Annotated in this window: 16 protein-coding genes; 6 read left to right on the top strand and 10 right to left on the bottom strand. The window is 71.6% G+C overall.

The genetic code is table 11. The annotated features are described in order from the left end of the window. The first annotated feature begins 29 nt into the window (after positions 1-29). Entirely contained in the window at positions 30-1010 is a 981-nt protein-coding gene (locus HD593_RS56630; protein ID WP_185111080.1) for a DUF418 domain-containing protein, read from the top strand. A gap of 306 nt (positions 1011-1316) precedes the next feature. Beyond that, positions 1317-2375 (top strand): histidinol-phosphate transaminase, encoded by a 1059-nt coding sequence (gene hisC / locus HD593_RS56625; protein WP_185111078.1) that lies wholly within the window; start codon positions 1317-1319, stop codon positions 2373-2375. A 78-nt stretch (positions 2376-2453) separates the two neighbouring features. On the opposite strand, the gene HD593_RS56620 is transcribed toward hisC, so the two are convergent. The 3 genes from HD593_RS56620 to HD593_RS56610 form a co-directional block, all read right to left on the bottom strand. Next, positions 2454-2738, bottom strand: a complete 285-nt coding sequence (locus HD593_RS56620) for a Rossmann-fold NAD(P)-binding domain-containing protein (protein ID WP_221525435.1) — start codon at positions 2736-2738, stop codon at positions 2454-2456. 332 nt (positions 2739-3070) lie between these two features. Continuing rightward, positions 3071-3880, bottom strand: coding sequence for a lytic polysaccharide monooxygenase auxiliary activity family 9 protein (locus HD593_RS56615; RefSeq protein WP_185111076.1), 810 nt, complete (start codon positions 3878-3880; stop codon positions 3071-3073). A 57-nt stretch (positions 3881-3937) separates the two neighbouring features. Further along, positions 3938-4888 carry an EamA family transporter gene (locus HD593_RS56610; protein WP_246547288.1) on the bottom strand — a complete coding sequence of 317 codons (951 nt, stop codon included), beginning with the start codon at positions 4886-4888 and terminating at the stop codon, positions 3938-3940. Between the two features lie 132 nt (positions 4889-5020). Here HD593_RS56610 and HD593_RS56605 point away from each other — a divergent pair, with 132 nt between their 5' ends. Next, positions 5021-5452 carry a rhodanese-like domain-containing protein gene (locus tag HD593_RS56605; protein WP_185111075.1) on the top strand — a complete coding sequence of 144 codons (432 nt, stop codon included), beginning with the start codon at positions 5021-5023 and terminating at the stop codon, positions 5450-5452. A 368-nt stretch (positions 5453-5820) separates the two neighbouring features. Here the strand turns inward: HD593_RS56605 and HD593_RS56600 are convergent, their stop codons facing one another. The 4 genes from HD593_RS56600 to purD form a co-directional block, all read right to left on the bottom strand. Continuing rightward, positions 5821-7110 (bottom strand): GTP cyclohydrolase IIa, encoded by a 1290-nt coding sequence (locus tag HD593_RS56600; protein ID WP_185111073.1) that lies wholly within the window; start codon positions 7108-7110, stop codon positions 5821-5823. Between the two features lie 201 nt (positions 7111-7311). Continuing rightward, a complete protein-coding gene (gene murA / locus HD593_RS56595) occupies positions 7312-8577 on the bottom strand; it encodes a UDP-N-acetylglucosamine 1-carboxyvinyltransferase (protein ID WP_185111071.1) in 1266 nt (421 codons plus the stop codon). Between the two features lie 78 nt (positions 8578-8655). After that, entirely contained in the window at positions 8656-9492 is an 837-nt protein-coding gene (locus tag HD593_RS56590) for a phosphoribosylaminoimidazolesuccinocarboxamide synthase (RefSeq protein ID WP_185111069.1), read from the bottom strand. Beyond that, on the bottom strand, positions 9489-10703 hold the full coding sequence (purD, locus tag HD593_RS56585) for a phosphoribosylamine--glycine ligase (RefSeq protein ID WP_185111067.1): 1215 nt from the start codon (positions 10701-10703) through the stop codon (positions 9489-9491). Before purD ends, HD593_RS56590 begins: the two co-directional genes overlap by 4 nt. A 398-nt stretch (positions 10704-11101) precedes the next feature. On the opposite strand from purD, the gene corA reads away from it, so the two are divergent. Beyond that, entirely contained in the window at positions 11102-12169 is a 1068-nt protein-coding gene (corA, locus tag HD593_RS56580) for a magnesium/cobalt transporter CorA (RefSeq protein ID WP_312904396.1), read from the top strand. Here corA and HD593_RS56575 read toward each other — a convergent pair. Further along, on the bottom strand, positions 12166-13077 hold the full coding sequence (locus HD593_RS56575; RefSeq protein WP_185111063.1) for a glycerophosphodiester phosphodiesterase family protein: 912 nt from the start codon (positions 13075-13077) through the stop codon (positions 12166-12168). The genes corA and HD593_RS56575 overlap by 4 nt on opposite strands. A 157-nt stretch (positions 13078-13234) precedes the next feature. Here HD593_RS56575 and HD593_RS56570 point away from each other — a divergent pair, with 157 nt between their 5' ends. Beyond that, positions 13235-13846, top strand: a complete 612-nt coding sequence (locus HD593_RS56570) for a GNAT family N-acetyltransferase (RefSeq protein WP_312904395.1) — start codon at positions 13235-13237, stop codon at positions 13844-13846. On the opposite strand, the gene HD593_RS56565 is transcribed toward HD593_RS56570, so the two are convergent. After that, on the bottom strand, positions 13827-15158 hold the full coding sequence (locus HD593_RS56565) for an FAD-binding oxidoreductase (protein ID WP_185111062.1): 1332 nt from the start codon (positions 15156-15158) through the stop codon (positions 13827-13829). The genes HD593_RS56570 and HD593_RS56565 overlap by 20 nt on opposite strands. 51 nt (positions 15159-15209) lie before the next feature. Here HD593_RS56565 and HD593_RS56560 point away from each other — a divergent pair, with 51 nt between their 5' ends. Further along, entirely contained in the window at positions 15210-16163 is a 954-nt protein-coding gene (locus tag HD593_RS56560; RefSeq protein WP_185111061.1) for a helix-turn-helix transcriptional regulator, read from the top strand. A gap of 43 nt (positions 16164-16206) precedes the next feature. Here the strand turns inward: HD593_RS56560 and HD593_RS56555 are convergent, their stop codons facing one another. After that, a complete protein-coding gene (locus HD593_RS56555; RefSeq protein ID WP_185111060.1) occupies positions 16207-17490 on the bottom strand; it encodes an adenylosuccinate synthase in 1284 nt (427 codons plus the stop codon). Between the last annotated feature and the right edge of the window lie 48 nt (positions 17491-17538).

The raw sequence follows: 17538 nt of genomic DNA, 5'->3' as shown, positions 1-17538 counted from the left end.
CGCCCGGCCTCGTCCCCAGGATGGGCTCCATGCCCCCTCACCTCACGGCACCGGACGCCGCAGGCCCGGTCCTGACCTCCTCCGGACGGCCGCGGATCGCCGCGCTCGACGTCCTGCGCGGGTTCACACTGTGCGAAATCCTGCTCGCCAACATCCAGCTGATGGCCAGCGGAGACACCGCCGTCGCGGTGCAGCCCATGGGCGCCTGGGACCCCTGGCTCGGGCTGCCCGTCTTCTCCCTGCTGTTCGGCATCGGGTTCTCGCTGCTGCTCGACTCCGCCGCCGGCCGCGCCGCCCGCCCCCGGCTCGTGCTGCTGCGCCGGATGGCGGCGCTGCTCGCGATCGGTCTCGCGCACGTGCTGCTGTGGCCGGGCGAGATCCTGCACAAGTACGCCGCCGTCGGCCTGCTGGTGCTGCTGCCCTCGACCTGGCTGCCCCGGTGGGCCGTGGCGGGGTTGTCCGCCGTGTTCCTGGCGGTGGCGCTGGCCGGCGGGGGCGGGCCGCTGCTGATCGCCGGGCTGTTCCTGCTGGGCTCGGCGCTGGTCCGGTACGGGGTGGCCGAGAAGATCGGGACGTCCGCCCGGGGGCCGCTCCTGCTGGGCCTGGCCTTCGCGGCGGGCCTGGCCGCCGCCCTGTGGGTACGGTCCGCGGCGGGCACGACGCAGCCGGTCCTCGTCTCCGGCCTGGCCGATCTGCTGCTCGCAGGAGTGTACGTGTGCGCCCTGCTGGTCCTGCTCAGGACGCCGTTGCGGGTGGTGCTGCAGGTCGTCTTCGCGCCACTGGGCCGGATGGCGCTGACCTGCTACCTGACCGCCACGATCCTCGTCCTGGCGGCCGGTAACCTCCTCGGCCTGCCGATCAGTCGGTCGCTGACGACGGCGTACCTTGCCGCGGGGGTCGTCCTTGTGGCCCAGTGGCTGTTCTGCACGCTCTGGCTGCGCCGCCACCGGCAGGGCCCTGCCGAGTGGGCCTGGCGCTGGGCCACCTGGGCGCGCCGCCCCGCCGGCTGACCTCGACAGAGGAACGGCCCCGCGCTCTCGCGAGCGCGGGGCCGTGGAGGGGGATGGGGGGTTACTGTGTCGATCCGAGCCGTACGGCGAAGGCCTGGACGCCGGTGGGCGCGTCCCAGGTGGCGCCGACGCCTACCAGGCCCCAGCCGCCGGAGCAGTCGGCGGTGCCGTACAGGAACGCGGTGTCGGTGGTGTCGTTGGAGAAGCGGATGGCGCCTCCGGGCAGCTGCAGGCAGGTGTCGCTGGTGCGGCGGCCGGCACGAGCAGGCTGTGGGTGCAGGCTGGGGCCTCATCTAAAGTGATGCCATGCCTCGTTTCCGCCACATCCTGGACACCATGGCCGCCTACAAGCCGGGCAAGGCGGTCGCCGCGCCCGACGGGCGCTCGTACAAGCTGTCCTCCAACGAATCCCCGTACGACCCGCTGCCCTCCGTGGTCGAGGCCATCGCCGAGGGTGCGCGGCAGATCAACCGCTACCCCGACCCCGGCTCCGTCAAGCTGACCGAGGCCATCGCGGAGCGCTTCGGCGTGCCGGCCGAGCACGTCGCGCTCGGCCCCGGGTCCGTGACGGTGGCGCAGCAGCTCTTCGAGACGGTGGGGGAGCCCGGCGTCGAGGTCGTGTACGCGTGGCGGTCGTTCGAGGCGTACCCGCTGCTCGCGGACCTGGCCGGGGTGCGGTCCGTCATGGTGCCGCTGGCGGGCGAGGACCACGACCTGGACGCCATGGCGGAGGCGATCAACGACCGGACCCGCATGGTGTTCGTGTGCAACCCGAACAACCCGACGAGCACCGCCATCCGCCGGGCGGAGCTGGAGTCGTTCCTCGACCGGGTGCCCGAGGACGTGCTGGTGGTGCTGGACGAGGCCTACCGCGAGTACGTGCGCGACGAGGACGTGCCCGACGGCGTCACGCTCTACCGCGACCGGCCGAACGTCGCGGTCCTGCGGACCTTCTCCAAGGCGTACGGGCTGGCGGGGCTGCGTGTCGGTTACCTGATCGCGCCGGAGCCGGTGGCGACGGCGGTGCGCAAGACGATCATCCCGTTCGCGGTTAACCACCTCGCCCAGATCGCCGCCCTCGCCTCGCTGCAGGCCGAGGACGAGCTGCTGGAGCGGGTGGAGGCGGTGGTCAAGGAGCGCACCCGCGTGCGGGAGGCGCTCATCGCGCAGGGCTGGACGGTGCCGCCCACCGAGGCGAACTTCGTCTGGCTCCGCCTCGGTGAGCGCACCACCGCCTTCGCCGCGGCCTGCGCCGCGCAGGGCGTGGCGGTGCGGCCGTTCGGCGAGGAGGGCGTACGGGTGTCGATCGGCTCGCCCGAGGCCAACGACGCGTTCCTGGCCGCGGCGGAGGAGTTCCGCCGGTAGGGCGTCCGGGCCGTAGTAGCGGGAGTTCCGCCGGTAGGCGTCCGGCCGAAGTGGCGGGACTTCCGCCGGTAGGGCGCTTCAGGCGAAGTAGTGGCCCAGGTCGAGGTCGGCGAGCAGGCCGGGGTGGGCCGGCTGCCAGTCCAGCAGGCGCCGGGTGCGCTCGCTGGACGTCGGGTTGTCGAGCGGCACGATGGCCGCCAGGAACCCGAAGCGGTCCTGCGCCTGGTCTGACGGGACGGCGGCGACGGGCACGTCCAGGTGGCGGCCGATGGCTTCGGCGATCTCCAGGAACGGCACCCCCTCGTCGCCCACGGCGTGCAGCCGCGATCCGGCCGGCGCCTGCTCCAGGGCCAGGCGGTACACCCGGGCGGCGTCGAGGGTGTGGACGGCGGGCCAGCGGTTCGCGCCGTCGCCGAGGTAACCGCCAGGCGATCGTCTCGAGCCACGACGACCTGCGCGAACGCGAGCTGCTCAAGTTCGCCACGCTCACCGCGGGCATGGCGGACGCGCTGCGCGAGCGCGGGGTGCCTGATCCCGCCGCGAGCCTGGCCGCCGAGCTGGGCTGCCTCGCCTTCCGCAACGCCTTCGCGCGCTGGGCCGACCCGGCCAACGAGCAGGGCTTCGCCGACCTCGCCCGCCAGGAGCTGGACGACCTGAGAGCCGCCCACCGCCGCACTCGCCTGATGCGGCCCCGGTCACCGCTCAAAGCGGTGGCGGCGGCGCTTGATGAGCAGGCCCGTGGCCCCGGCGCACCCGGCCAGCACGACCGACCCGCCGACCAGCCAGCTCGCGTCCTTCCGCCGGACGCCGTCCTGCCGGCTCGCCGCCACGGGCCTGGCCCGCGGTACGGCGGCAGCAGCGGCGGCGGCGTTGGACGAACGCCGGAAGACCACGTCCGAGCAGGAGTAGTAGGTGTCCGGCGTGTCGGAGTTCTGCCAGATCGTGTAGATGAGGTGCCGGCCGCTCCGGGAGGGCAGCCGCCCCGAGATCGTGTACGACCCGTCCTTCAACGCGGGGTCGGTGGCCGTGAGGAACGGCTTGCGTTCCAGGTCGGACCACTTCAGGGGCTCGCGGGGATCGTACCCCTGCTTCGTGACGTACATCCGGAACGTCCCCCGGTGCGGGATGGTGCCCCGGTACTTGAAGGCGAAGCGGGCGCCGGGCCGTACCGTGGTGGCGGGCCAGTCGGCGCGCGCGAGGTCGAGCCCCCGGTACGCGGCCAGCCCTCCGCTGCACAGCTTGCCGTCGGGGATCACCTGGCGGTCACGCCCCGCCACGTTGGCGACCCGGAGATCGTCCCAGGCCCGGGTCAGGACACCGCCGCTCGCCCGCACGGCGGCCCGGCAGGCCGCGGAGCGGGCCGCCTGCCCGGGGCCCTCGGCGCCGCACGCGGCGGCCCGGCTGAGCGGATCCTCCAGCGCGCCGTGCGCGCCGGCGGGCCCGGCGGACACAAGGGCCCACGGCAACGACACGACGATCACGAACCCGACCCGGTACGACCACATCCGGCAGCCCTCCCGCCCTCGTCCCAAGGAGAGGTACGGCCGTCCGGCGGCCCGGGTTCAGCCGGACGGGGCGGCGACCTTCTCGGCCACGGGAGCCGCCCTGGCCCGCGCGCGCCGCTCGGTCGAGACGACGAGGGCGACGCCGATCAGGATCACCAGGCCGCCGAGCACGATCTGCACGGTCACGTGCTCGTTCACGACCAGCACGCCCAGGATGACGGCGACGATCGGGTTGACGTACGCGTACGTCGAGACCAGCGAGATCGGCGCGTTGCCGAGCAACCACGTGTACGCGGTGAACCCGACCAGCGACCCCACCAGCACCAGGTACGCCAGCGCGGCCCACGAGCGCCCCGACACGGCCGTCACGTCGAACCGTTCCCCGACGGTGGCGCCGACCAGGGCCAGCCCCGCGCCGCCGGCGAGCATCTCAACGGCGCTGGCCGTCCACACGTTGGGCGGCATCGGGATGCGCGACGACAGGAACGAGCCGATCGACCACGACACCGAGCCCAGCAGGATCACCACGATGCCGGTCGTGCCGGCGCTCTCGCCGCCGCCGTTCAGCGACAGGGCGGCCACCCCGCCGAACCCGACCAGCACCCCGGCCAGCGTCAGCACCGCCGGCCTGTCCCTGACGGCGAGCCTGAGCAGCACCAGCCAGAGCGGCACCGAGGCGACGAGCAGCGCGGCCAGGCCGCTGGAGATGTGCTGCTCGGCCACGGCGACCATGCCGTTCCCGCCGGTCAGCAGCAGCAGCCCGACCAGCGCGGCGCCGCCGGCCTGCTTCAGCGTCATCCTGAAGGGCGCCAGCCCCTTCGTGACCAGCAGGAAGCCGGCGAGCAGCAGGGCGGCGGAGACGAACCGCAGCGAGCCGTGGAACAGCGGCGGCATGGTCTCGATCGCGATCCTGATGCCGAGGTACGTCGAGCCCCACACCACGTAGACGATCCCCAGCGCGCCCCACACCATGAGGGTCCGGCGACCGTCAGCAGCGTTTGCACTCATGACTCGTGAACCTACAGGGAGAAGCCGACAAAATGCCCGCGAGTATCAGACTTCGGACTGTGGCGGGATATTAGCGATCAGCGGCTTTCGCGCCACTGGTGGCCGTGCCGGGGCGCCGGGCAGGATCGAGCCATGTCGAACGCACCCGCCATCGCGCACTTCACCGCCCGCCTGTCCTTCGAGACCGACGTCTCCGACGTGGCCGCCGACCTGGCCGCCTCGACCCCCGGCCTGGTCGTGGTCGACGCGCGCAACCGGGAGAGCTGGGACCAGGGTCACGTCGAGGGCGCCGTGCACCTGCCGCACCGCGAGATCGCCGCCAGGGCGGAGTCGTTGATCCCGAAGGACGCGACGGTCGTCACGTACTGCTGGGGCCCCGGCTGCAACGGCGCCACCCGGGCCGCCCTGGAGTTCGCCAAGCTCGGTTACGCGGTCAAGGAGATGATCGGCGGCTTCGAGTACTGGGCGCGGGAGGGCTTCCCGATGGAGACCGCCTCAGGTGTCACCCGGCGCCCGGTGGACGCGCTGACGGCGCCGATCTCCGGCGCCGCATGCGCGTGCTGATCGGAGCGTGAACGGCGCTCCAGCGCCCCCACAGCGCCGTACAGCCGTCTTTCCGGCCCCGCTATGCCGCAACTCCGCCCGAAACCCGCCAGATCGGTACCACCGGGCGGGGCCGGCTGCTCGAAATCGGGTGTTGCCCGAGGGAATCGTTCATCGAGAACGGCCCGGGCCCGCGGGGGAAGGATTTGGTGCCCCCGTCCGAATCCCGTCGATCGGGGGCGTCGGAGAACATACCCCTATCTACACGGGCCAACCAATGAGTTCACAAGAGTCAAGCCGCAAGTTCGCGAAGCTGACACTTTCCGTCAATGCCCGGGGTATGCCAGGGGGCGGGCCCGCGGCTGGCGGACCCGCTCCATGGCTCCGGCTCAGCGTGGACCGAGTTTCTCCACGATCAGCCGGTAGAGCTGGCGCGGCCGGCCGGGCTGCGGCGTACGGTTCGGCGGAAGCGGCCACGCGAGTCCCTCGTCAACCAACGTGCGCAGCAACCGCCGGGCCGTGCGAGGCGTGACCCCGAGCATCTTGCCCGCGCCCTCGGCATCGACCACGGTGTCGCCGCCTTCGAGCTTGGCCGCCAGTCTGGCCAGCACCTCCACCCCCTTCGGCTTGAGTGCGGTGGCCCCGGTCGGCGGCATCCGCGGGGCCGGGATGAGCGCCCGCCCCTCGCGGTCCACCGCGAAGCCCTGTGCCTGCTTGCCCGCCTGCGTGCGGGCCAGCGCGGCCCTGGCGTGCGACTCGGCGTCGTGCGTCGTGCGCCCCATGCCCACACCGACCTCGACCGCCAGCCCCAGCTCGTCCCTGATCCTGGCGGCGAACGGCAACACCCTGAACCCGTCGGTCGCCGCCGCGATCGAGCCCCTGGTGGCGGTCACCAGGTAGCTGTGATCGTCGATCGGCCAGACGGTGGCGTTGATCCGGTTCGCCTCCTGGACCAGGAGCCGGTGCAGCGACAGCCGCAGCTCGTCGCGCCAGTAGCGGGGCGCGGCGCGGCGTACGGGCTCGCGCAGCGTCGGCACCTCCACCAGCACCACGGTGAGCTGTGACTCCTCCAGCCGGTGATGCGCGCCGAGCAGTGCCGCCGTGTGCAGCGCCGTGCGTACCGCCGCGGAGGTCGGCCTGATCCTGATGACCGGCACGCCCGCGGTGTGCAGGCGCTCGGCCACCGCCGGGAGGCACGTCAGAGCTCCCGTCGTGGCGCCCTGCCGGGCCAGGCGTTCGTGGTAGGCCGCGATCGTGCCGGTGGCGCCCGGCTCGTCGCGGCTGTGCACGTCCCCCGCGGGGATGCCGAGGTCGGTGTAGGCCTCCTCGACATCGGCCCTGCTGACCACGTCGATGCTGACCCGTTGCGGGTCCATGCGGGTGTCCAGCGCGGCCTTGGCCAGCGCCGCCACCAGTGCTGCTCCGCCGAGTTGCACGTACGTCGCGGGCATCGTCAGCACACCGGATCGCCTGGCCAGGTCATAGGGGACCGGGCTGGCGAACAGGCATGCGTCGACACCGGGACCGAGCCGCGTCACCTTGTCGGGCGCCTCCTGCTCGTCGCGGTAAGCGGCCGCGACCAGGCGACACGGCAGCGGTGCCGCGGCGTGACCCATCAGCATGACTCGCTCGACCAGGTCGTGGGGTCCGACCACGCCGATGGTGAGGTCCGGTGTCATGGCGCCCGGGCGTGACACTCGGGGAGTTTCTTCGGCCCTCTCGACCAATGTTCGTCCCATCCTGCCGTCCGTTGCAGTGCTCTCTTTTGGAACGATCGCTCGCGGGGGCCGTAATGTCACGCCCGACTTTTCCGGAAAGCCGTTCTGGTTGACCGCCCGACATCATGTTTTAGCAGCTCAACGAGGCATTTCTCGCGTTTTTTAGCGCTCGGAAATCTCTCGTGTAATGTCCGCCCCGAGAGCGCGCATTCGCGCGGCGAGATGGGCGTGACCGCGATCGATCAGGTAACCCGAGTCGATCAGGGTCTCGCCTTCGGCGGCCAGCCCGGCGAGCACGAGCGCGATGCCGGAGCGGAGGTCGTGGGCCGTCACCTCGGCGCCCTTCAGCGGCGTGCGGCCGCGCACGATCGCCCGGCTGCCGTCGACCTCGACGTTGGCGCCCATCTTGTTCAGCTCGCCGGCCAGCGCGAACCGGCCGTCGAAGATGCGCTCGTGGATGTAGCTGGTGCCCTCGGCCAGCGCCGCGACGGTCATCATCGGCGACTGCAGGTCGGTGGCGAAGCCGGGGTAGGTGTCGGTGATGATGTTGATCGGACGCAGCGGGCCGTCGCAACGGACGTGCAGGACGGCACCCTGGCGGTGGAACTCGACCCCCATCTGCTCCAGCTTGTAGCGCACGACCCCGAGGTCGAGGCCGGTGCCCACGAGGCTGACCTCGCCGCCGGTGAGCGCCGCCGCCATCGCGAAGACGCCGGCGTCGAGCCGGTCGGGCATCACGGTGTGCTCGACGGCGTGCAGCTCCTCGACGCCCTCGACGGTGATGAACCCGGTGCCGCCGCCGCTGATGCGCGCGCCCATCTTGGTGAGCATGTCGATGACGTCGAGCACCTCGGGCTCCAGCGCCGCGTTCTCGATCACGGTGGTGCCCTTGGCCAGGGCGGCGGCCATGATGAGGTTCTCCGTGCCGGTGTGCGAGGGGGTGTCGAGGTAGAGCGTCGCCCCGGTCAGGCCGGACGCCTTGACGTGGATGACGGTCTCGCCCTCGTCCACGATCGCGCCCAGCCGCTTGTAGCCGAGGTAGTGGAAGTCGAGGTTACGGCTGCCGAGGTTGCAGCCGCCGACCCCTTCGACGATCGCCTCGCCGAGGCGGTGCAGCAGGGCCGGGGTGAACAGCACCGACCCGCGGAACCGCCTGGCGATCTCGGCGGGCAGGATGGGGCTGTTCACCCGGGAGGCGTCGATGACCAGCGTGCGCTCGGACTCGTGCAGCTCGACGTACGCCCCGACCGCCTCGGCCAGCTCGACCGCGCGGCGGACGTCCTCGATGATCGGCACGTTGCGCAGGACGGTGCGGCCTTTCGGGGCGAGCAGGGCCGCACCGATCATGGGAAGCACGGCGTTCTTCGCGCCCTGAATGAACGCGGTTCCACGCAGTGCGTTGCCACCGCGCACGCGGTAACGGACCATTCGTGCGGCTCCTTGAAATCAACGGTGAGGGCTCGATCGGGCCAACAGTAGTCGGTAACACCACATGACCCAGCCGAATCATCCGCTAAAGGAAGACCCCGTGATGCGCTCATACGCTTCTAGGTATCGCTGCCTGGTGCGCTCGACCACGTCGTCGGGGAGCCGAGGTGGTGGGTTTCCTGAGGCTTTGTCCCATCCGGATTCGGGCGATAGTAGCCAATCGCGTACAAATTGCTTGTCAAAAGAAGGTTGCGGCCTTCCCGGCTGCCATTCGCCGGCCGGCCAGAAGCGCGAGGAGTCGGGGGTCAGCACCTCGTCGCCCAGGGTCAGCACGCCGTCGGAGTCCCAGCCCAGCTCGATCTTGGTGTCGGCCAGGATGATGCCCCGCTCGCGCGCGATCTCGGCGCCGCGCGTGTAGACGGCCAGCGTGATTCGCCGCAGCTCCGCCGCCAGCTCCGCGCCGACCTCGGCCTCGACCTGCTCGTACGAGATCGGCTCGTCGTGCTGCCCCATGGGCGCCTTGGTGGACGGCGTGAAGATCGGCTCGGGCAGCCGCGACCCGTCCTCCAGCCCTTCCGGCAGCCGCACGCCGGACACCGCGCCGCCGGCGCGGTACTCGTTCAGCCCGCCTCCGGCCAGGTAGCCCCTGGCCACGCACTCGACCTGGACCATCTTCAGCGGCCTGCACAATACGGCGCGCGGCTCGTCGCCCGGCGCCACCACGTGGTTGGGCACGACGTCCTTGAGCTGGTCGAACCACCACAGCGACATCTGCGTGAGGATGGCCCCCTTGTCGGGGATGTCGGGCTCCAGGACGTAGTCGAAGGCCGACAGGCGGTCGGAGGCGACCATCAGCAGCAGGCCCTCGCCGGTCTCGTAGAGGTCGCGGACCTTGCCGGAGTGCACGTGCTTCATCGGGCGATGTCCGTTCTGTGGAAGGAGCCGCGCATCGTGATCCGGCCGACGAGGTCGTAGGCCGCCTGCCGCGCGCTCTGCTGGTCGGGGCCGTGGCCGACGACGCTGAGCACCCGCCCGCCGTTGGAGACGAGGGTGCCGCCGTCCTGCTTCGTCCCGGCGTGCAGCACGTACGCGTTCGCCGACGGCTCCACCTCCGTGATCGCGTCGCCCTTGACCGGTGCCTCCGGGTAGTTCTCCGCCGCGATCACCACGGTCACCGCGCAGCCGTCCTTGAACACCGGGTCGAGCCCCAGCTCGCCGGTCGCGGACGCCATCAGCAGCCCGCCCAGCGGCGTCTCCAGCCGGTCGAGGATCACCTGCGTCTCCGGGTCGCCGAACCGCGCGTTGAACTCGATGACCTTCGGCCCCTTGGAGGTCAGCGCCAGCCCGACGTAGAGCACCCCCTGGTACGGCAGCCCGCGCCGCGCCAGCTCGCCGATCGTCGGGTGCACGACCTCCCGCATGACCTGCTCGGTCAGCCCGTCGGGCGCCCACGGCAGCGGCGTGTAGGCGCCCATGCCGCCGGTGTTGGGGCCCTCGTCGCCGTCGTAGGCCCGCTTGAAGTCCTGGGCGAGCTGCAGCGGCACCGCCGTGCTCCCGTCGCACAGCGCGAACAGCGACACCTCGGGCCCGTCGAGGTACTCCTCGATCACCACCCGCTCGCACGCCAGCGCGTGCGCGAGCGCCTTGTCCCTGTCGCCGGTGACGACCACGCCCTTGCCCGCGGCCAGCCCGTCGTCCTTGACCACGTACGGGGCCCCGAACTCGTCGAGCGCCGCCGCGGCCTCCTCCTCGGTGGTGCACGCCCTGGACCGCGCGGTGGGCACGTCGGCCGCCTTCATGATCTCCTTGGCGAACGCCTTGGAGCCCTCGATCATGGCCGCGTCCCTGGACGGCCCGAAGCAGGCGAAGCCGGCCTCGCGTACCGCGTCGCTCACCCCCGCCACGAGCGGCGCCTCGGGCCCGACCACCACGAGGTCGACCCGCAGCCGCCCGGCCAGCTCGGCGACCTCCCCTGGGTCGAGCGGATCGACGGCGTGTACGGTCGCGACCTGCGCGATGCCAGGGTTGCCTGGCGCGCAGTGGAGCTCGCTGACCTGGGGATCGAGGCTGAGTGAACGGCACAGGGCGTGCTCACGCCCTCCGGAACCAATGACTAGAACGCGCACGCGCTCCATTGTCGCAGGCCCGCAGCCTGGCGCACGCTCAGGTCGCCGGTACACCAAATGCCGGAATAGGCAAGGAACTTTGTGGAGTTCTACCTGAGCCGGGGCCCTCAGCCGTGTACCGTCGGTTTGGTTCACCCGCCTGTGGTAACTTAGGGCGGCTTTATGGCGTCTCGTGTGATTGGAGGTGGTCCGGGATGAATCCTGGTGATCCCAGCAGTACGTGCTTCCACACGTACGGCTCGCGTACCCCCGACCACTCCAATCCGGCAGCCTGATCGTGCCTCCACGTCATCCGTGTTGATTGAGGTGACTTCATCGCGCGTGGAGCGTCCCTGGTCGGGCGGAAAGGGACTGCCATGCGCTCGTCCACCCTTTTCCGTCGCATCAACCGTCACCCGGTGCCGACGCGCACCGCGCACCCGCTCCCGAAGCCTGTGCGTGAGATCTGCGTGCCGCCGGTCGATTCGCTAGTGGAGTTCGGCGCCTACGTCCAGGGCAAGAAGGTCACGGCCCCTGGCATCGTCGAGGCGCTCGGCCTCGTACGGGCGCACAACGAGAGCAACGACGGCGCCCGCGCGTTCGTCTGGGTGGGCCTGCACGAGCCGGCCGCGCCCGAGGTGGAGTGGCTCTCCGAGGTCTTCGGCCTGCACCCGCTGGCCGTCGAGGACGCCGTCAAGGCCCACCAGCGGCCCAAGGTCGAGCGGTACGGCGAGTCGCTGTTCATGGTGCTCAAGACCATCGCCTACCTCGACCACGACGAGCTGACCGCCACCAGCGAGATCATCGCCACCGGCGAGATCATGGTGTTCCTCGGCCCCGACTTCGTGGTGACGGTGCGCCACGGCGCGCACTGCTCGCTCGCCGGGGTCCGCGAGCGCCTGGAGGACAAGCCGAAGCTGATGAACCGCGGCCCGGCGGGTGTCCTGCACGCCATCTCCGACCATGTCGTCGACCAGTACCTGCAGGTGGCCGACCTCATGCAGCTGGAGCTGGAAGAGGTGGAGGCGACCGTGTTCGCGGACGTCAGCTCCCGCGACATCAACCGGATCTACCAGCTCAAGCGCGAGATGCTGGAGATGAAGCGGGCTATCACGCCGCTGCAGTCGCCCATGGCCGCGCTGCCCCAGCGCCGCGTCATCCCCTCGGAGATGCGCGACTACTTCCGCGACGTCGGGGACCACCTGTCACGCGTGTGCGAGCAGGTCGAGTCCTCCAACGAGCTGTGCAGCTCGATCCTGCAGGCCGCGCTCGCCCGCTCGAACGCCCTCGCCAACGAGGACATGCGGAAGATCTCGTCCTGGGTGGCCATCCTGGCCGTGCCCACCATGATCGCCGGGATCTACGGGATGAACTTCGACTTCATGCCGGAGACCAAGCAGGTCTGGGGGTACCCGGCGGTGCTGGCCGTGATGGTCACGACCTGCGTGCTGCTGCACCGCGGCTTCCGCCGCAACGGCTGGCTCTAGACGCCGACGGGCTTGAGCGGGGCGACCGGCTCCGGCAGCTCCAGCCCCCGCTCCCGCCACAGCTCCCGCATCCGGTCGGGGTAGTCGGTGACGATCCCGGCCACCCCCAGGTCCAGCATCCTGGCGCCGAGTGCCCGGTCGTTGACCGTCCAGACGGCCACGTCGAGCCCAGCGGCGGACGCCCGCGCCATCAGCGACTCGTCCACCATGACGTGCTCGGGCGAGAGCGTGGTGGCGCCGGCGTCGCGCGCGGCGGCCGGCACGTCGCCGCCGTTGACGGTGCCCTCGTTCCAGTGCAGGGTGTCCAGCTCGATCAGCGCGAAGCGCCGCGTGCCCGGGGCGATCTTGGCGGCGTGCGCGATGACGCGCCAGTCGAAGCTGAGGATGGCGCAGTTGCCGAGCCTGCCGTGCCGGTCGAGCTCCTCGATCACCATCTCGGTGAACAGCTCGGGGTCGGCCGTCAGCTCCGGCCGCATCGGGTCGGACTTCAGCTCGACGTGCATGCGCACGCCCTCGGCGTCGTAGGCGCCCGCCAGGCCGAGCACCGCGCCGAGCGTCGGCATGCGGGTCTCGGGCATGGCGACCTGCGTCAGCGCGAACGGGTCGTCGGGGTGCCGCGGCAGCCGCACGCCCACGTCGAGCGTGCGGAGCTGGGCCAGGGTGAGCGTGTTGATCGGCCTGCCGACGTACGGGTAGAGCGGGTCGCCGGCGTGCAGCGGCCGCCGGTCGGCGCTGGTGACCGCGGAGACCGTGAGATCGTGCGTGAGCACGAGGCGCCGGTCGGCGGTGAGCGCGACGTCGAACTCGAGCGCATGCACGCCCAGCTCCATCGTGCGGCTCATCCCGGGCAGGGTGTTCTCCGGCCAGAGGCCCCTAGCCCCCCGGTGACCATGTATCTCAACGCGCACAACCGGGACCCTACCTGGCACGGGGCATGTCAGGGAGGTGCCACGCCGTGTCCTTTTTATCCTGCTACGCCCGGTCGTGGCGTTCCGGCCAGACAATAGGCTGTTCTCTATGACGGAGGTCCTCAAAGGTGCCCATTTCCCGACAGTTCGGGCATGGGTGGAGGGGTGGGTCATCTCCCGCAACGCCCCCAGACCCGTACGCGAGCCCTGGGGACTGCGGGTGGACGTCGGCCTGCCCGGCCACGTCGCCAGGCACATCGTGGCCGCCCCGACCCCGGAGACCCTCCGCCGCATCACGTCCGCGATCACCACTCCGGGCACCTGGCTCAAGCTCTGCGCTCCCGCCGAGGCCGTCGCCCCGCTGCTGACCTCGGGCTGGGCCGTCCAGGACCCGGAGTTCATGATGACGGCCGCGCTGGCGCGCCACCCCGCCCCGGTGATCCCGGCCGGCTACCACCTGGCCGTCACCACCAGGGCGGGCGTCACGGCGGCCCGCCTGCTGACGGGGGCGGGCGAGGTCGCGGCGCGCGGACAGTTCGCGGTCGCGGGCACGACCGCCGTCGTGGACCAGGTCGAGACCGCGGAAGGCCACCGCCGCCGCGGGCTGGGCACGGTGGTCATGAGGACGATCGCCGTCACGGCCGCCTCGATGGGCGCGCGCACGGGTGTCCTGGTCGCCACCGCCCAGGGCCAGGCGCTGTACTCGACCCTCGGCTGGAGCCTGCACACCCCCGTGACGGCGGCCGTGCTCACGGCAGCCGGTAGGTGACCCTGAACGTGCCGCAGGGGTCGTGGACGGCCTTGAGCGCGGCCAGGCGCTCCAGGTCGGCCGGGTCGTAGGCACTGCGCACCTGCTCGGGGCCCGCGTCCTCGCCGTGCCCCATGAGGTTCAGGAAGCGGCCCACGCTCCACGGGGCGAGCGCCCGTACCAGCTCCTTCGGGCCGTGCGCCGCGCCCGGGTGGAGCTCGGCCAGCAGGTAACGCGCGTCGCGGTGCCCGACGGCGTTCGGGTGGGCGGGCGGCCTGGACAGAGCGCCGCCGAGATGGCGCAGCTCCACGATCAGCTCGCCCCGCGAGATCCGCTCGTCGATCGTCCGGATCGCCGCGTCGTCCAGCTCGCCGAGCAGGACGTCGTCGCCGGTCCACGGCATCGGCACGGGCGGGTCGTCGTGGATGGAGCCGCACTCGGCGTACGGCAGGTCGCGCAGCGTCTCCACCAGCCTGGGCCCGATCGCGCGCAGCGGCTCGACCAGCCGCTCGCCCTCCTCGGCCGGCCCCGCGAACGCGATCCGCACGTGCAGGACCCGCCTGCCGCGCAGCTCCTCCGGCACGCCGGGCATGTCGGGGAACGGGATCAGCGCCACCGACGAGTTCATCCGCTCGGGCACGGTGGCCGTCCAGCGCAGGTACGCGGCCAGGACTCCCGGCACCCCGGCGGCGTCGAAGAACAGCCCGCCGCCGTAGAGCCGGCCCACCGGCACCAGGCCGAACTCCATGGCGGTCACGATCCCGAAGTTGTCCCTGCCGCCGAGCAGCGCCCAGTACAGGTCCGGTTCGCCATTAGGGGTGACGTGCCGCAGCCGCCCGTCCGCGGTCACCACGTCCATGCCGATCACCCGGTCGGCGGCGTACCCGTGGCTGCGGCCGAGCAGGGCGAGCCCGCCGCCGAGGGTGTAACCCAGCACGCCGACGTGCGGCGCCGACCCGTTCAGCGGAGCCAGCCCGTACGTCGCCGCCCGCTCGATCACGTCCCCCCACCGGGCGCCCGCGCCCACCCGTGCCGTGCGCGCCTCCGGATCCACCCGCACGTCCGTCATGCGCCGCGTGGAGACCAGCACCCCGCCCTCGGCCGCCACCGAGATCCCGTGCCCGGTGCCCTGCACCGCCACCGCCAGCCCGCGTGCCGCCGCGTACCCGACCGCCGCCCGCACGTCATCCGCCCCCAGGGCACAGACGACCACGTCGGGCGCATGGCGCGCGGCCAGGTTGAAGCCCGTGCGCTCCTCGTCGTACCCCTCGTCGCCCGGCCGCAGCACCGGCCCCTCCACCCGATCGATCAGGGTCTTCACGTCGTTGTCCATGCCGCCGAGTGTGGCGGCGTAACTTGACAGCCACCGTCATATATTGGGGCCGTGAAGTTCGACCGGCTGCTGTCGATCGTGCTGCTGCTCCAGCACCGCGACCTGGTCCCGGCCAGGGAGCTCGCCGAGCGGCTGGAGGTGTCGCCGCGCACGATCTACCGCGACGTCGAGGCGCTGTCGGCGGCCGGCGTGCCGGTCTACGCCGAGCGGGGCAAGCACGGCGGGGTCGGGCTGCTGGCCGGGTTCCGCACCGACGTCACCGGGCTCACCACCGACGAGGCCCGCGCGCTGTTCGTGCTGGCCTCCCGCAGCGCGCACTCGGCGCTCGGGCTGGACAGGGCGCTGTCGTCCGCGCTGCGCAAGGTGATGGCCGCGCTGCCCGCGCCGCACCGCCCGGCGGCCGAGCTGACCAGCCGGCGCATCCTCGTCGACCCCGACCGGTGGATGGCGCCGTCACGCGCGGAGCCCGACCTGGCGGCCCTGCACACCGCCGTGCTCGCCGACCGCAGGCTGCGCATCCGCTACCGGCACAGCGGCAGCACGAAGCTCGCCGGCTACACCGTGGACCCGTACGGGCTGGTGGCCAAGGCCGGCGTCTGGTACCTCGTCGCCGACCACCGGGGCAGGCCGCGGCTGTTCCGCGCCGACCGCATGCCGGGCGTCACCGTCACCGCCGCGGAGGTACGCCGCCGCGAGGGCGTGGAGCTCCAGGAGGTCTGGGACGACCTGCGGCGATCGGTGGAGGCGAGGAACGACGAGGTCCGCGTGTCCGTCCGGGTGGTGGCGGACCGGCTCGACATGTTCACCCGCATCGCGGGCGGCTACTTCACCGGCACGCCCGTCGCGGGCGACGACGGCTGGGCACGGGTGGAGCTGGCCTACCCCGTGCTCGGCGCCGTCCGCCACCTGCTGCAGTTCGGCCCCGACGCCGAGGTCATGGAGCCGCCCGAGGCCCGCGCGGAGATGGCCAGGGCGGCCGCCGAGATCTCCGCGCGGTACACGTGAAACATCAGACAGGCGCGCGCACCCGGACGAGTGCGCGCGAGACTCAGACCAGCGACCGCACCACGATCGTCTGGTCGCGGCCGGGGCCGACGCCGATGGCGGAGATCGGCGCGCCGCTCATCTCCTCCAGCGTGCGCACGTACGCCTGCGCGTTCGGCGGCAGGTCCTCGAACGACTTGGCGCTGGAGATGTCCTCCTGCCAGCCGGGGAACTCCTCGTAGATCGGCTTGGCGTGGTGGAAGTCGGTCTGCGTCATCGGGATCTCGTCGTGCCGCACGCCGTCCACCTCGTACGCCACGCACACCGGGATGCGCTCCAGGCCGGACAGCACGTCCAGCTTGGTCAGGAAGTAGTCGGTGACGCCGTTGATCCGGGTGGCGTACCGGGCGATCACCGCGTCGAACCAGCCGCAGCGGCGGTCGCGGCCCGTCGTGACGCCGTACTCGCCGCCGGTCGTGCGCAGCCACTCGCCCATCTCGTCGGTCAGCTCCGTCGGGAACGGGCCCGAGCCGACGCGGGTCGTGTACGCCTTCAGGATCCCGATGATCTTCGTGAGCCGGTTCGGCGGGATGCCGGCGCCCGCGCACGCGCCGCCCGACGTCGGAGAGGACGACGTGACGAACGGGTACGTGCCGTGGTCGATGTCGAGCAGCGTGCCCTGACCGCCCTCCAGCAGCACGAACTTGCCCTCGTCCAGCGCCTTGGACAGCACCAGCGAGGTGTCCGCGATGTGCGGCTTGAGCCGCTCGGCGTAGCCGAGGTACTCCTCCAGCACCTGCGCGGGGTCGATGCCGCGCCGGTTGTAGACCTTCGTGAGCACCTGGTTCTTCTCGGTCAGCGCGACCTCGATCTTCTTGGCCAGGATCCCCGGGTCGAGCAGGTCCTGCACGCGCACGCCCATGCGGTAGATCTTGTCGCCGTAGGCCGGCCCGATGCCGCGCCCGGTCGTGCCGATCTTCGCCTTCCCCAGGTAGCGCTCGGTGACCTTGTCGAGTGCCTTGTGGTGCGGCATGATCAAATGCGCGTTCGCGCTGATCAGCAGCCGCTCGGCGGAGATCCCGCGGGCGGCCAGCCCGTCGATCTCGCTGAGCAGCACCCCCGGGTCGATCACCACGCCGTTGCCGATGACCGGCACCACCTCCGGCGACAGGATCCCCGTGGGGAGCAGGTGCAGCGCGTACTTCTGGTCACCGATGACCACGGTGTGGCCCGCGTTGTTGCCCCCCTGATAGCGGACGACGTAGTCGACGTCGCCACCGAGCAGGTCGGTGGCCTTGCCCTTGCCCTCATCGCCCCACTGGGCACCAACGAGAACGGCAGCCGGCATGGTTCAGTCTCCCGAGCACAAAACGAAAACCCCTGGCGCAAGCGCGAC

This window comes from Nonomuraea rubra (assembly GCF_014207985.1).
Taxonomy (GTDB): Bacteria; Actinomycetota; Actinomycetes; order Streptosporangiales; family Streptosporangiaceae; genus Nonomuraea; species Nonomuraea rubra.
This window is presented reverse-complemented; position numbering and strand designations above follow the sequence as displayed.